This window comes from Commensalibacter sp. W6292M3 (assembly GCF_016101315.1).
GTDB classification, from domain to species: Bacteria; Pseudomonadota; Alphaproteobacteria; order Acetobacterales; family Acetobacteraceae; genus Commensalibacter; species Commensalibacter melissae.
Genome location: NZ_JACFQT010000002.1, coordinates 273,261 through 287,419, shown reverse-complemented (window position 1 = coordinate 287,419; position 14,159 = coordinate 273,261). Strand labels below are relative to the sequence as shown.

Annotated in this window: 13 protein-coding genes; 5 read left to right on the top strand and 8 right to left on the bottom strand. The window is 36.3% G+C overall.

The window, feature by feature from the left end:
• Nucleotides 1-75: 75 nt before the first annotated feature.
• The 3 genes from H3T57_RS06910 to H3T57_RS06900 all read right to left on the bottom strand — a co-directional run bounded on the left by H3T57_RS06910 (nucleotide 76) and on the right by H3T57_RS06900 (nucleotide 2,775).
• The gene (locus tag H3T57_RS06910) at nucleotides 76-738 is read right to left on the bottom strand and encodes a DUF421 domain-containing protein (RefSeq protein ID WP_110439269.1); all 663 of its coding nucleotides are present in this window, start codon (nucleotides 736-738) and stop codon (nucleotides 76-78) included.
• Between the two features lie 151 nt (nucleotides 739-889).
• The gene (locus tag H3T57_RS06905; RefSeq protein ID WP_198193638.1) at nucleotides 890-1,867 is read right to left on the bottom strand and encodes a COG2958 family protein; all 978 of its coding nucleotides are present in this window, start codon (nucleotides 1,865-1,867) and stop codon (nucleotides 890-892) included.
• A gap of 161 nt (nucleotides 1,868-2,028) precedes the next feature.
• Nucleotides 2,029-2,775 carry an SDR family NAD(P)-dependent oxidoreductase gene (locus tag H3T57_RS06900; RefSeq protein WP_110439268.1) on the bottom strand — a complete coding sequence of 249 codons (747 nt, stop codon included), beginning with the start codon at nucleotides 2,773-2,775 and terminating at the stop codon, nucleotides 2,029-2,031.
• 131 nt (nucleotides 2,776-2,906) lie between these two features.
• Between H3T57_RS06900 and thiM the strand changes: the two genes are divergently transcribed.
• A complete protein-coding gene (gene thiM / locus H3T57_RS06895; RefSeq protein WP_155566186.1) occupies nucleotides 2,907-3,728 on the top strand; it encodes a hydroxyethylthiazole kinase in 822 nt (273 codons plus the stop codon).
• A 65-nt stretch (nucleotides 3,729-3,793) separates the two neighbouring features.
• Here the strand turns inward: thiM and H3T57_RS06890 are convergent, their stop codons facing one another.
• Nucleotides 3,794-4,417 (bottom strand): glutathione S-transferase family protein, encoded by a 624-nt coding sequence (locus H3T57_RS06890; protein WP_155567519.1) that lies wholly within the window; start codon nucleotides 4,415-4,417, stop codon nucleotides 3,794-3,796.
• A gap of 47 nt (nucleotides 4,418-4,464) precedes the next feature.
• A complete protein-coding gene (locus tag H3T57_RS06885) occupies nucleotides 4,465-5,094 on the bottom strand; it encodes a TVP38/TMEM64 family protein (protein WP_196424189.1) in 630 nt (209 codons plus the stop codon).
• A 198-nt stretch (nucleotides 5,095-5,292) separates the two neighbouring features.
• On the opposite strand from H3T57_RS06885, the gene H3T57_RS06880 reads away from it, so the two are divergent.
• Together H3T57_RS06880 and tldD are read left to right on the top strand one after the other, a co-directional pair.
• The gene (locus tag H3T57_RS06880; RefSeq protein ID WP_198193637.1) at nucleotides 5,293-6,333 is read left to right on the top strand and encodes a COX15/CtaA family protein; all 1,041 of its coding nucleotides are present in this window, start codon (nucleotides 5,293-5,295) and stop codon (nucleotides 6,331-6,333) included.
• 40 nt (nucleotides 6,334-6,373) lie between these two features.
• Complete coding sequence (gene tldD / locus H3T57_RS06875; protein ID WP_198193636.1) at nucleotides 6,374-7,825, top strand: metalloprotease TldD; 1,452 nt, start codon at nucleotides 6,374-6,376, stop codon at nucleotides 7,823-7,825.
• An 82-nt stretch (nucleotides 7,826-7,907) separates the two neighbouring features.
• Here tldD and H3T57_RS06870 read toward each other — a convergent pair whose 3' ends face one another.
• Entirely contained in the window at nucleotides 7,908-8,513 is a 606-nt protein-coding gene (locus tag H3T57_RS06870; protein WP_155579882.1) for a YigZ family protein, read from the bottom strand.
• Between the two features lie 206 nt (nucleotides 8,514-8,719).
• Here H3T57_RS06870 and H3T57_RS06865 point away from each other — a divergent pair, with 206 nt between their 5' ends.
• Both H3T57_RS06865 and H3T57_RS06860 read left to right on the top strand, forming a co-directional pair.
• Nucleotides 8,720-11,158, top strand: coding sequence for a DUF3772 domain-containing protein (locus H3T57_RS06865; RefSeq protein ID WP_198193635.1), 2,439 nt, complete (start codon nucleotides 8,720-8,722; stop codon nucleotides 11,156-11,158).
• Nucleotides 11,159-11,299: 141 nt separating this feature from the next.
• Complete coding sequence (locus tag H3T57_RS06860; RefSeq protein WP_198193634.1) at nucleotides 11,300-12,730, top strand: glycosyltransferase family 2 protein; 1,431 nt, start codon at nucleotides 11,300-11,302, stop codon at nucleotides 12,728-12,730.
• Nucleotides 12,731-12,800: 70 nt separating this feature from the next.
• Here H3T57_RS06860 and H3T57_RS06855 read toward each other — a convergent pair whose 3' ends face one another.
• Complete coding sequence (locus tag H3T57_RS06855) at nucleotides 12,801-13,394, bottom strand: uracil-DNA glycosylase family protein (protein WP_198193633.1); 594 nt, start codon at nucleotides 13,392-13,394, stop codon at nucleotides 12,801-12,803.
• Nucleotides 13,395-13,403: 9 nt separating this feature from the next.
• A complete protein-coding gene (locus H3T57_RS06850; protein ID WP_155579879.1) occupies nucleotides 13,404-14,117 on the bottom strand; it encodes an NAD-dependent deacylase in 714 nt (237 codons plus the stop codon).
• Between the last annotated feature and the right edge of the window lie 42 nt (nucleotides 14,118-14,159).

Sequence of the window (14,159 nt, the reverse complement as noted above, 5' to 3'; positions counted from 1 at the left end):
TAAAACATTTTTCAAAAATAAACTAAAAAACAAAAACTTAAATATTCAAATTAATTTATATAGCACTATAGATGCTCAATAAAATGGAATAGTTATTCTTTTACCGTCATATAAAGCAAACATGATCTTTTTATCGTAGTATTCGGCTAGATAAACATCCTCCAGTTTCAAGGAATATTTATCAAGTAAATGCTGGACCGTATCTTGACTTATATCCAACAAATGGGATGGACAATCCTTGATCTCGCTATCAAGGATTAAAATGACGGAAGGATCCTTTTCCTCTTTATTTTTAACAGTCAACGATCCATTAGGCTCAATTTGGGCATAATATATTTCCTGCATTGAACCAATGCCTCTGGAATGTAGGCTGGACATAATATTGATAATATCAATTTTATTTTTTTTATCCTGGATATTATCCATTAATAAGGAACCGTTTTTAATAAAGACAATCGTGTTACCCAAGGCCAAGGCACGGAAAACATCAAATTTCTTGGCAATATAATTTAGAAAATGCATTAATAGAGTGCCAATTATCAAGACAACAATATAACGAGACAGAGAAATACTATCTGTATAAATAACCCCCCCAATTATTCCACCCAATATAAAATTTCCAATCAGATCAATAGGGGTCATTTGGGAAAGCTGCGTTTTGCCGGACTGATTAAAATAAAAAATTACAACAGCAAAGCCGATAATAAATTTTACAAAAACCAACATATAAAAATTCATGAAAAATCTCTTATATGAATAACACACTGAATAAATTCATTTTTACTCTGCAAATTATAACATATTGGAAAATATTTATATATTTATTTAAGAATTATTTTAATTAAATCAGTTTTTTATAGTTAAATTAATATATATTAATAATTTATATTTAATTACTCTCAACTTTTAGTAAATCATTACTCCATCCAGTTTTTTGTAACAAACCGCTTTTATAATAACTGGCAACTTTTTGAATAAACAATCTCATATCCGGATTTTCTTCAACCAACCGGTTTACCGAGCACCAATCCACCTCTGCTCTAAATGCCGCAGGAATCATTATCTGACTATCAATTACATTATCTGTTTTAAGTATAATTAACCCAATACCATGTAAAGCCGATAACATTCTTAGCTCATTCATCGTTCCATCATCTGGAATGCTTGCACTCACCAGATAACCGTAATTTGCCCAACTGGAATTACTAACGGCTTGAAAAAAATATTGACGAACTGTTGAGCGGGAAATCTGTTTTTTTACTTCAAAAGACCATAGATAAGCCATTTTAGCATCCCCTGACTGTACACAAGTTTTAACCAAACTATTCCAGTCTTCAGTCACTGCCTGCAAAGCAACAATATCCGGATGCAACCATTTGTTGCCATTTTCCCCTTTACCTTTTTTAGAAATTTTTTCATTGATTCTATCACATTTTAAACTATATTCCGTACCAAGATACTCAATCAATAAAGGATAAAGATCAGCTTCCGTATAATTCATCTTTTTTAATGGCAAATTTAAAATGTCTTTACCTGCATTTTCTTCATCTTTCAGTTTATCTATAAAATTGCTCTTGAGCCTGGAATTACCTTTCCATTCGTAAACTCTTGGTCGAGGCTGGTCCTGAATCAATATTCCTGCATTTGATTGTTTCAACCTTTTAATACGTGAACTAATTTCAGCAACAATTTGAGAAATAAAAGAATTTTCCGAGGTAAAACGCTGCTGGCTATTTAGCCTTTTTTGCTTATAATAATCAGGATAAATTTTAACTAATTGGATTGCAATTTCACGCGCGGTAAATCGTTTACGCGGATTATTTTTTAAAAATAAAACAACTTGCTGAATTAATGTATAATTTTTCATAATATTATAAATTGTTCAGATAAATTCATTATTTCTATCATATGATATTAAAATAATTGGTTAACCTTATTTAAAGAACATAATATATATAACCGGTTAAATTGCCCGATACCGCCTATTTGATTTTAAAAAGGCTTGAGACAGACAATTTATCAATAATTTTACACGCGTTTTGTCATGCCACCATCAACAACAAGGTTGCTTCCGGTAATAAAACTTGCCTGTTCACTTGTCAGAAAAACAACTGTTGAGGCCACATCCTCTGGTGTTCCCATACGACCTAACGGGTTATTCTTCAAGGCTGTATTATAAAGTTCAGGCTGCTCCCGTTCAATTTGATCCCATATCCCTCCCTTAAAATAAATTGTTCCTGGAGAAACAAGATTAACCCTTACATTGTGTTCTGCAACTCTTAGTGCAACCGATTTGCCATAATGATTCAAGGCAGCCTTTAAGGCACCATATGGTTCAGCAAATACGTCTATTTCAGAAGCGGAAACACTGGATATGATAACAATTGATCCGTTTTTCTGTTTGGTTAAATAAGGCAATGTCTCGTTAACCAGGGCAACGGTACCTAACAGGTCTGTATCAACCGCCTTTTTCCAGGTTTGCAGATCCCGTCCCGAGGCAAGAGCGCTTACATTCGCCACCACATGATCAAGCCCACCCATCTTTTTGTGACTTTCCTTGATCCATCTTTCAACTTCATCCGCCTTGTTAATATCAACAGTCATGCCCATGGCCCGGTCACCCAATTGCAGAATAGCCTTATCGATACCTTGCTGATTTCTGGCACAAATACTGACAAACGCACCTTCATCAATAAATTTTTGGGCAATCGCCAATCCAATTCCTTTGGAACCGCCACTAATAAGCACTTTTTTATTTTTTAGACCAAGATCCACTTTATTATTCTCTCAAATTTTAAAAGACATTATTATCTCTAGAATACGTAAGGCAGATATCTTTTGCAACGAAATAGTCTATAATCTCCATTCATAAACCATAACCTATAAAACAAAAACTTTGTATTATCATGATCGAACCCAATATCCTAATTTCCACTCTTCATGCCATACGCACAAAAAATCCACTTATCCTCAATATAACCAATCAGGTTGCAACCCAATTTACCGCAAATATTTTACTTGGGCTTGGCGCATCACCCGCCATGGCCAATGCGGAGGAGGAAGTTGAGGAATTCGTTCAAAAATCCAACGCTCTGGTTATCAATATCGGGACTTTATCAACACCCCAATTACGCTCCATGCAGTTGGCCAGTCGTACCGCATACCAGCAAAACATTCCATGGATACTCGATCCGGTGGGCATCAGTGCCTCTCTTTATCGAGCTAAAACAACGCTCAGTCTTTTACAGAATTTCCCCAATGCCATTCGAGGAAATGCGTCAGAAATTATCAGTCTTTACCATTATCATCAAAATACATCTCCTCGAACACAGGGCCATGGAGTGGATAGTCTTGATTCCTCTCATGATGCACTGGAAGCCGCTAAACAACTGGCCTTATCTTATAAAACCACTGTGTCAATCAGTGGCCAAACAGATTATATCACCAACGGAAAAGAGATTGTCTCCGTAAGAAACAGCCACTCTCTCTTAACCAAAGTAACAGGATCTGGTTGTGCAGCAACCGCCATCACCGCAGCATGCCTGGCTGTTGAAAAAAACACCCTATATGCTTGTTCCGCGGCAATGGCTTTTATTGGCATTGCCGCCGATATCGCTATGCAACATATCAACGCCCCCGGCAGTCTGCAAATCGGATTAATTGACGAGCTTTATCTATTGAACGATGAAAAGATTATAAAATATGCAAAAATTAATCTTGTCAAATAATGGATAAAATAATTTTCCAAAATGATGAAAATGAGATTTCATTTTCATCATCCCTTATTTGGACATCAAACGAAATTCGGAATACCTTCCGCCTTGAAAACAGCAAGAACCCCATCATCTTTTTGCATTTTCATATAAAACTGCAACAGATTCTTATAACTCGAAATATCTATTTTTAGATTTTGAACCCAGGTCAAGGTCATGAATAAATATGGATCTGCCACACTACGGAAACCCGCGATCCATTCCTTTTCCGCCAGTTGTTTATCAACCTGACCGTATAATTTATGAAGTTTTTTACGAGCGGCAGTATCAAGGATTTCAATCACTTTTTGATCGCCGCTGATTTGTTGTCCTCCAAAAATCAAACCGAATACAGGATGAATATCGGAATTTACAAAAGCCAACCAACGCAAAGCCTCTGCCCTTTGTTGCTTACTACCATCTCCGAGCAGCTTCCCTTGTGGAAAAGAATCCGCAATATAATTCATGATGGCGACATTTTCAGTCAGCACAAACCGATCATCAACCAATACGGGCACCTGACCTGATGGATTCAATTTAAGAAATTCATCCTTTTTTAAACCATCATGATCAACAATTTCAAAGTCAAAATCAGCTTTGCACCAATATAGGGCAATATGACATCCTGTTGAGCAAGCACCTGGAATTGTATAAAGCTTTAACATCAATAGTCTCCTTGAAATATCCTGAGAAAATTATAATGCTTTTATAATTATTCAGGCAATAATAAATCATCTTTTTTGTTAAAAGAACGTTTCATTAAAATCAAACCAGCAAGTATTGAAACAGCCAATAAAAGTAAACTTAACGTAATTTGCCCAAAATGGCCAATCCGAATTCCGCCGCCGAGTAAAACAAAAACAACCGTTTGTGGAAAGCTTCCCAGAAAAGTCGCACAGATAAAAGGCATAACGGAAATACCAACTATACCAGCCATGGTATTCAGCAGAACGGAAGAGCCCACAGGCATCAAACGGCAGATAAGAACGGTATGAAAAGGGTTTGTTTGAATGAAATGATGAATTTTTTTTAGTTTTGCATGGGAAAGATATTTTTTCCCCCATTCACGTCCCAGCCACCGGGCCCAGTTATAGGCCAATAACGCTCCTATGACAGTCGCAATCGTGGCGTAAAAAATACCCAACCAAAAACCGTATACCACCCCAGCCGTCAGACAGACAAGCTGTCTTGGAAAACCGACCATGCACATAATGATGGCAATGGATAAGAAAATCAGGGGACCTTTTATCCCGCGCCTTAATAACGTATGATCATTTAAAAACAAATCAAAGCCGTGAAAATAACGAGCAAGTAAAAGAACAATAACAATTCCAAAAACCATACATAATGGTTTTATTACTTGACCAATTAGTGTTTTGTATTGAGTTAAATTTTTATTTCTTTTCATAACACAACTAAATTATTGACCTTATGAAAGGCTTGACTTGCAAAAACCTTCTTATAGGACTAAAAAAAAACACAATATCTCACTTTTCTTTAAAACGATACCCTTTATCATTTATTTAGAATTTCTTTACTCATGCAAAACAATAAATCAATTTCAACGTGGCTGTTCCTCATCTGCTTTATGCTTCTTTGCATGATAGCCCTTGGGGGATATACACGACTAACGGGTTCCGGTCTGTCCATCATGGATTGGCGTCCAATCACTGGTATCATCCCTCCTCTAAGCCACGCAGAATGGGTTCGGGAATTCGATCTTTATAAAACCATTCCACAATATCAAATTCTTAACAATGGTTTTGGACTGGATGGATTTAAACAGATTTTCTGGGCTGAATGGAGCCATCGTTTTCTGGGAAGATTAATAGGTCTGGTTCTCATTTTACCCTTAATCTGGTTTATTTATAAAAAAATGATCACAAAACAACTGGCTCTGCGCCTGTTCATTTTTTTTATTCTCGGTGGATTACAGGGCGGTATTGGCTGGTTCATGGTTCATTCTGGCTTCAGAGCAAACAGTACCGCGGTTGAACCGGTCCGTCTCGTTTTGCATCTAGCCTGCGCCATTATTCTCTATATCGCTATTTTATGGACAGCCCTTTCATTACGCCACCCTGTTGCCAATCCACTGACCCAAAATCCAGCCGTAAAATTTATTAAAACCTTATTGAAAACAGATTTCATTTTATTGCTAGTCACCATTGTTGCCGGTGGTTTTACTGCAGGAACCCATGCGGGTCATTCATTTAACAGTTTTCCCCTAATGAACGGCCACCTGATTCCTGCTGATTATAATAGACTATCCCCTTTCTGGTTAAACTGGTTTGAAAATATTTCAACCATTCAATTCAATCATAGGCTCTTGGCAACATTTACAGGCATAATGATTCTAATAACCGTTATGACAGGTCTGAAATCCTCATTGGACAAGACGACCAAGGACAGCTTTATGGCAATGGGATGGGCTGTCCTTATCCAATACGCCCTGGGGATTACAACATTATTGCTTGTTGTTCCTGTCTGGGCAGGCACCGTTCATCAAGCCTTTGCAATCGTTTTATTGACAACAGTTACGATTGCCCTACATCATATGCGTAAAAATAAATCATTATCATAACTAACATTTTTTATTTTGATCCTCTTGAAAGCTATCATTTATGACTGACCCCATCAATGCCTTGACCCTGACAGATTCTATATTTTTTAATCCACAGAAAACCCAGCTGGATCGGGATAAGACAGAAAAATCCATTCATCAGACCCTTTCTTCCATGGATGATGGAGAACTGTTTCTTGAATATCGTGAAAGTGAAATGATAAGTATTGATGATGGAACCATCCGAACCGCGACAACAGATATCACTTCTGGATTTGGCCTACGATCAGTCTTGGATACTCAAACAGGATTTGCTTTTTCCAATGAATTAAGTGATAAAGCCTTAAAACGTGCCAGTGAAACTGTCAGCCAATTGAAATCAGATCATGAATCTATAATCAGTGATAAACCTGTTTTGACCAATCATCAGCTTTATCACCCTGACAACCCACTTCATCAAGGTAAATTTGCCGATCGGGCTCATTTGCTTCATGAAATTGATGCTTATGCCCGTTCAAAAAGTCCTCATGTCGTTCAGGTAAGCGCATCCCTATCGGCAGAATGGCAGGCCATTCAAATTATCCGGACCAGTCAGTTCCGTGTTGCTGACATCCGTCCCCTGGTTCGACTTAATGTTACCATCATAACAGAAAAAAATGGACGTCAAGAAATAGGTTCCTATGGGTGTGGTGGACGCTATGGTTATGATCATATTACACAGGAAAATATTTGGAAAAATGCTGTTCATGAAGCCTTGCATCAATCCCTAATCAATCAGGAAAGTAAATCTGCACCTGCCGGTGAAATGGATGTCGTTCTCGGGTCTGGATGGCCTGGTATTTTGTTACATGAGGCTATCGGCCACGGATTAGAAGGTGATTTCAATCGCAAGGGAACCTCTGCTTTTGCCGGTTTAATGGGTAAAAGAATTGCAGCTCCAGGGGTTAATGTCGTTGATGACGGCACCCTCTCTGAACGACGGGGAAGTCTTAATATTGATGATGAGGGAACTCCAACTCAACGGACAAACCTGATCGAGGATGGCATTTTGACAGGATTACTTTATGACCGTTTGAACGCCCGTCTGATGAATAAACCATCAACGGGAAATGGACGTAGAGAATCTTTTGCCTGTGCGCCAATTCCTCGTATGACCAATACATTTATGCTGGCTGGAAAAGATACGTTGGACGATATGATTAAAAGCACCAAAAAAGGTCTTTACGCTGTCAATTTTGGCGGTGGTCAGGTTGATATTACCTCTGGTAAATTTGTCTTCTCTACTTCTGAGGCGTATCTGATAGAAAATGGAAAGGTCACCCATCCAGTTAAAGGGGCCACCCTGATTGGAAATGGTCCAGATGCCCTTACCAAAATCACAATGATTGGCAATAAAGTTGAATTAGATAAAGGGGTGGGAACTTGCGGCAAGGCTGGTCAAGGCGTACCGGTTGGAGTTGGACAGCCATCCCTTAAACTTTCCGGCCTGACCGTCGGGGGAACAGATTTCTAATTTGCGTCAATACAAACGTAACTGATCCTTATACCCCAAGGATCAGGAAATCATCTCTCCTCCTGTATTTTATCACCGATCTTTATCTATTAATATCCTCTATCAATATCTGTCCCCTTGTCAGATCAAGTAAACGCCGCTTCAAAGCCAAATACTGTTCTTCAGGCACGACAAGATGACACTCCACATCCATGGATTCAAAATTTTCCATGGCAATTTCTGCTTGATATTCTCCAATACGGACTTTTACCAAAGCATAATCTGAAAAAGAACAGACAATTATAATTTCTTTTTTAGGAATATATAATTTGGAGGAAGACTGACGTAAACATTCAGCCGCAGTTCCACTATAGGCCCGAATAAGACCGCCTGCGCCTAGCTTAATACCGCCAAACCATCGAATAACTATTACTAGTGTACAATCAAAATTCTGTCTTTCTATAACTTGTAAAATGGGTCGCCCCGCTGTTCCGGAAGGTTCACCATCATCATTGCTTTTATAATTTTGTCCTATACGATAAGCCCAGCAATTATGTGTTGCCTCTGGTATTTTTAACCGTTGCAACCATTCCCCAACCTGCATTTCTGTATAGACGGGCACAGCATGTGCCAAAAATATACTTTTTCGAATTTCTTGCTGAAACTGATAAGGGGCGGTTAACGTATAAATCAGATTGTTTGCTATCATTAATTCATTCAGAAATTATGTTTTTATTGTAATAAAGCAATGTTTGAGAATACATTTTACTAACAATTCCCATATAATTCATTCCAAAAAAGCCATTTTCGCCTTATTTCGTACAAAAAAACAATATTTTTACATATTTTTATAGTTTACTTTACCAAGTCGTTATAAAATAAAACAAATTTGCCTTTAAACTTGGAGCTGCTTCTATGAAAATAGTGCAATACCTATTATTTAGTCTTTTCCTTTCCTTTGGAATAATATCTATACAAAATACCCACGCGCAAGAAGCAGCCAACTCTCTTATTTCCTCATCAACCCCTTCAAATACACCTGTTTTTCTCAATATTCCCGATACAACAACTCAACCAATTTTAAATAAGCTTATAAAACAATTGGGAAATATTAATAAAAGCTTACAAAACCTTCAGCATTCTGAAGATTTTACACAATTCAAAAATCTGCTGAATCAAGCGCGATCCATATCCACCTCGGCAGATGCGATTGTAACTGATTTGACCCCTCGTCTGAAGGGATATAATCAGGCTTTAAAGCTACTGGATAACGTTATCCAAAATACAGGAAGTGATAAAAATAAAGATGATATTAAAAATTTAAATGATCGACAAAAATCCTTTATTCAAAATAGAAATGATCTTAGCGCAAAAATTCAGCAGGCAACAATCATATCCTTGGAAGCCAATAGTCAGGTTGCACAAATTCAGCAGGCTTTATCCAAGATTCAACAGGTGCAGTTATTTACCCGCATATCCTCCCCCCTAGGTTATAATTTTTGGCATGAAATTGCCATTCATTACGATGATGACAGTTCCCGCATAAATAAACTATATTCTGATTTTGGCAGTTTATTCACCAAAACATGGCAAGATGGCTGGGGAAGCCGTCTTACAATGCTTGCAGGTTTTCTTGGCGCTATTCTGTTAATTTTCATCCTACGTCCTCTTATTGAAAAGGGACTGGTACAGTTCACAGAAAAATTCATTCCCCCCACACGTCTTAGACGCAGTTTAATGACGCTGTGTTCAGCAATAATAGCCTCTCTTACCGCAGGATTATCTGCCACACTCATTTTGGTAACCATTAATAACCACAATACGATCAGCCCACAAGCCTATGCTTTTGCACAAAACATAATTCACCAACTTTATTTTTGCGGTTTCATCTTTGGACTTTATCGAGGTTTCCTTGCCGTAAAAAATCCACAATGGCGGTTATTGCCCATTGGTGACGAAGTTGCGCATTCAATCAATATTCTACCCAATATTTATATGGCCATTATCCTGCTTCTTGGAATTGTCCGTTATATCAATAATGTTAGTGGTGTAAGTATTATAGCACAGCAATTATGCAATGGTTTTTTTGCCTGTGTCGCCTCAATCCTTTTTTTGTCCATTCCCATAAAGCTTCGCGAAGTGGGTCAGAAAAGAATCAAACTTCATTCAGCACAAAATAATCAAAGTCCGGATATCACACTTCTTGTCGTTGCAATCGGGCTCCCATTATTCTGTATCATCTCTATTGTTGCCATCCTAACAGGATACATCCATTTGGGTTATTCAATGTGTGTATGGTTTAACTGGGTAATTCTGGTTTTCAGTACTTTAAGTCTTTTAAGAATACTTTTGAATGATATAACAAACCTCATCTTTGATCCGGATCGCTGGCTGGGTAAAAAAATACAACTTTTAGGCATAAAACCTCAAAGCATGGAACAATTATCAACCATCATTACCGGTGTCATCACACTAACAACTGTCATTCTGACAATTGTTTCCATTATTTCCCCCGGTAATTTTGATCTGGTCGTCTTCATCCAACATTTAACAACCACCCTAACCAACCAAAAAATAGGTAACTTTACATTTTCCTTTTCAACAATCGCCGAGGCAATCTTGGTATTTTTCATTGGTATATATTGTATAAGAATTGTCAGAAACTGGTTAAATAAAAACTTCTTCCCAAAAACCAGTCTGGATAATGCAACCTGTAATTCAATTGATACAATTTTCAATTATTGCTGTTGGGTCGTTGTCGCCATTATTGATTTATCCATCCTTGGGGTAACAACCCAAAACATTACCTGGATTGTCAGCGCTCTTTCTGTCGGTATTGGTTTCGGTTTACAAGCCATTGTCCAGAATTTTGTTTCCGGTCTTATCCTTCTCGCTGAAAGACCCGTCCGCATAGGGGATACGGTTATCATAAATGGTGTTAAAGGAGTGGTAATGAGCATCAAAGTAAGAGCTACCGAAATTCGTTTGTCAGATTTTTCAACCCTAATTGTTCCAAATTCACAAATTATCACATCTTCTGTTCAGAATGCCACCCGTGGACGTCATATGGGTCTGGTTTCATTTAAATTACCTGTAATTACCATTCAACAATTGGATCAAGCACGCACGTTAATCATGAAAATCATGGAAAAACAAAAAGATGTTCTAGATGATCCGAAACCCTATATATGGGTTGATAACATTACAGAAAGCTCTTTAGTCATGACCATTGTTTGTTATACAAATTATCTGGCAAATACAGATGCAGTAAGAAATAACATCTTATCTGAATATCTAAATAATATAAGTCAGCTATCCAATAACAAACCCTCCTCAGAAAAGGGTGACAAATAGACAATATACATAAATATTAATAACTTAACATTAAGAAAAATTAAAAAATAATTAATTTTTTGCTATTTTTATATTATTATTTCGATATATTTATAATTTTAAATACGTATTATTGTTATTTTTCTAAAAAGTTATTTAAGTATGAAAATTTGTCTCGCTTTATTTCTTAAAAATGAAAATCCAAACATTTTATCATGGATTTCTTGGCATCTTGCTATCGGTATCGATAAATTTTTTATTTATGATGATCACTCAACAGATGGAACATATGAAATATTAAAAACTGTTTCTAATATATATAATATTGAAATTGAACTAACAAATCCTGTCAGTATTCCTTATTTTTATGATCGACAAGCTAATGCATTTGAAAGCGCTTGTCGAAAAGCATTGAATCAAGAATATGACTGGATTGGATTTTTGGATGCCGATGAATATGTATCACTAGAACACGATCTATCTATACAGGATTTTTTTAAAAGATTCTTACACTATAATGGTGTTTCTTTAAATTGGAGAATTTATGGAAATTCAGATAGAGTTTTAAAGAGCAAAATTCCAACCTATGAAGCTTATACTAAGCACTGTGATAAAAATTTTTCCGATACTTTATTAACAAAATGTTTTATAAGGCCTAGCAATTACTCGTTTGAATATGAAAATCCTCATTATTTCAAAACAATCCCTCAAAATTATGCAAATGCTTGTGGATTACCTGTTTCAAACAAACGTGCTGATAGTGATACTGTTATATGGGATAATGCATGTATCAACCATTATATTAACCGATCGATGGAAGATTATATAATTAGAATTCAATACCGCCTAAATACAGATTTGATAAATTCAGAAGGTCGATGGAAACATTTCAATAGAAATGATATAGAACATCAGGAAAGAAAAGATTTTATAAAAAAAGCCAACGAAATATTAGTAACCCTTAAACAAGAATGTGTATATCGTTATATATTTGAAATTACGGGATCTTTTAACAAGAAAAAATCCAACAACAAACAAACAAGTTGTTTTAGCCTTTGCTCAACAAAAGAACGGTATCTAGCTTTACATATGCGTGAAGGATATTTATTTAATTTTGAAAATATACAAAACATGATACCAATATATGGCGTTATATACAATCATAAACCAAATTTGATTTATCTTTTCTATAAAGAAAGCAATTCCATATCTACTATTCCTTTCATTATTAAATTTTTAAATAAATTTTCATCAACCTATCAATTTTCAGTTTGCTCAATTGATAATACACCTTACCATTCATTACAAACACCTTATTCTAAAAAATTTATGTCGTTAAATCCTGATACAGGTTTTTTTGGAGATGTAGATGTCAACAAAAACATTTGTAAGGAATGGGAATACCTTCAACTGAAATCAAAGGATTTAGAAATTAATTTCAATGTTTCACCTGATTCTGTACATGATCTATACAGTTTTTATAATTACTTATATCAAAATAGTGAAGATATAACCTATGCAGATTTTATCTTGGCATATAATCTTTTATCCAAAAATATACATAATGTTGGAAAAATTATAAGTTGGCTATAAAATAATTATTTTCAACTTCTGCCAAGATGCAGTTTCCTTTATTTAATATGATAAGTTATTAAATAAATATTTAAGATTTCATGTTTAAACTCAAAATATCGCAAACCCTTTTTTTCAACTCTGGTAAAACTTCCGTTTCAAAAAAAGGGTTCTTTTTTGCCCAAATTCTTGTCCGCCATGAAGGATGAGGAAGAGGCAAAAAATTAGGTAAATAATCCCGAAAATTCTTAACTCGTTCTGTTAGGCTTCCTTTTCCCAAGACATAATTTTGTGCATAAGATCCAACCAGAAGGGTTAATTCAATATCAGGCAATAATTTCAAAAGTTTGGCTCTCCATTGTGGCGCACATTCTTTACGAGGAGGTAAGTCCCCACCTCTTTCATAACTGCCTGGATAACAAAATCCCATTGGAATAATTGAGATCAATTGATCATTATAAAATAAGGATCGGTTAATTCCCATCCATTCACGCAAACGATCCCCCGAAGGATCGTTAAACGTTATTCCCGTTTCATGTGCACGTGTACCCGGAGCCTGTCCAGTGATTAACAACCGCACTTTAGACGAACCTACCTGCAAAATGGGTTTTGGACCCAAAGGTAAATCCCTGCAGATATGACAAGCCCGAACCTCTTTCAAAAGACGGTTTAAAGAGTCAGCCATTCTTTTCCCTTATTTCTGATAGGCGTTTAATAAATAATTGACAAATTCGGGAACCAATTCTGTTGCTGAACCTTGCCAGGATTCATCAAAATTTGATGTGCCCATAGAATGTTCCAGATTTAACTCGATTGTTTTCGCTCGCCCCTGTACTTCGTTTACAAACCCAGCAGCTGGATAGACTACACCGGAAGTACCAATGGCGACAAATAAGTTACAATCTGATAATGCCCTTCCAATTTCTTGCATATAATAAGGCATTTCCCCAAACCATACAATATCTGGCCGTAATGTCACAGCATGACAATATGGACAAGATGTATATGGAAAACATGACTTATGCCATTCCATACGTCGATCACATGTTGTGCATCTTATCTTGTACAATTCTCCATGCATATGATAAAGAAAACGGTTCCCGGCACGTTCATGTAAATCATCAATATTTTGCGTTATCAAAACCAATTCAGCTTCAATTTCTTTTTTCAAGACAGCCTGTTCAAGTTTTGCCAAGGCAATATGAGCGGCATTGGGTAAATATTTAGGCAAATTCGAACGTAACTGATTATAAAATTCATGTAATTTTTCAGGATTTTTCTTAAATCCTTCCAAGGTGCAAACTTCTTCCATATTATATTTCGCCCAGATACCATTAGCATCACGAAACGTATCAAGACCCGATTCCTGACTGATCCCGGCTCCAGTTAAAACAACAATTTTATTCATTGCTCGATACTTCTTATAACATTTAATTCATAAAATTATTTT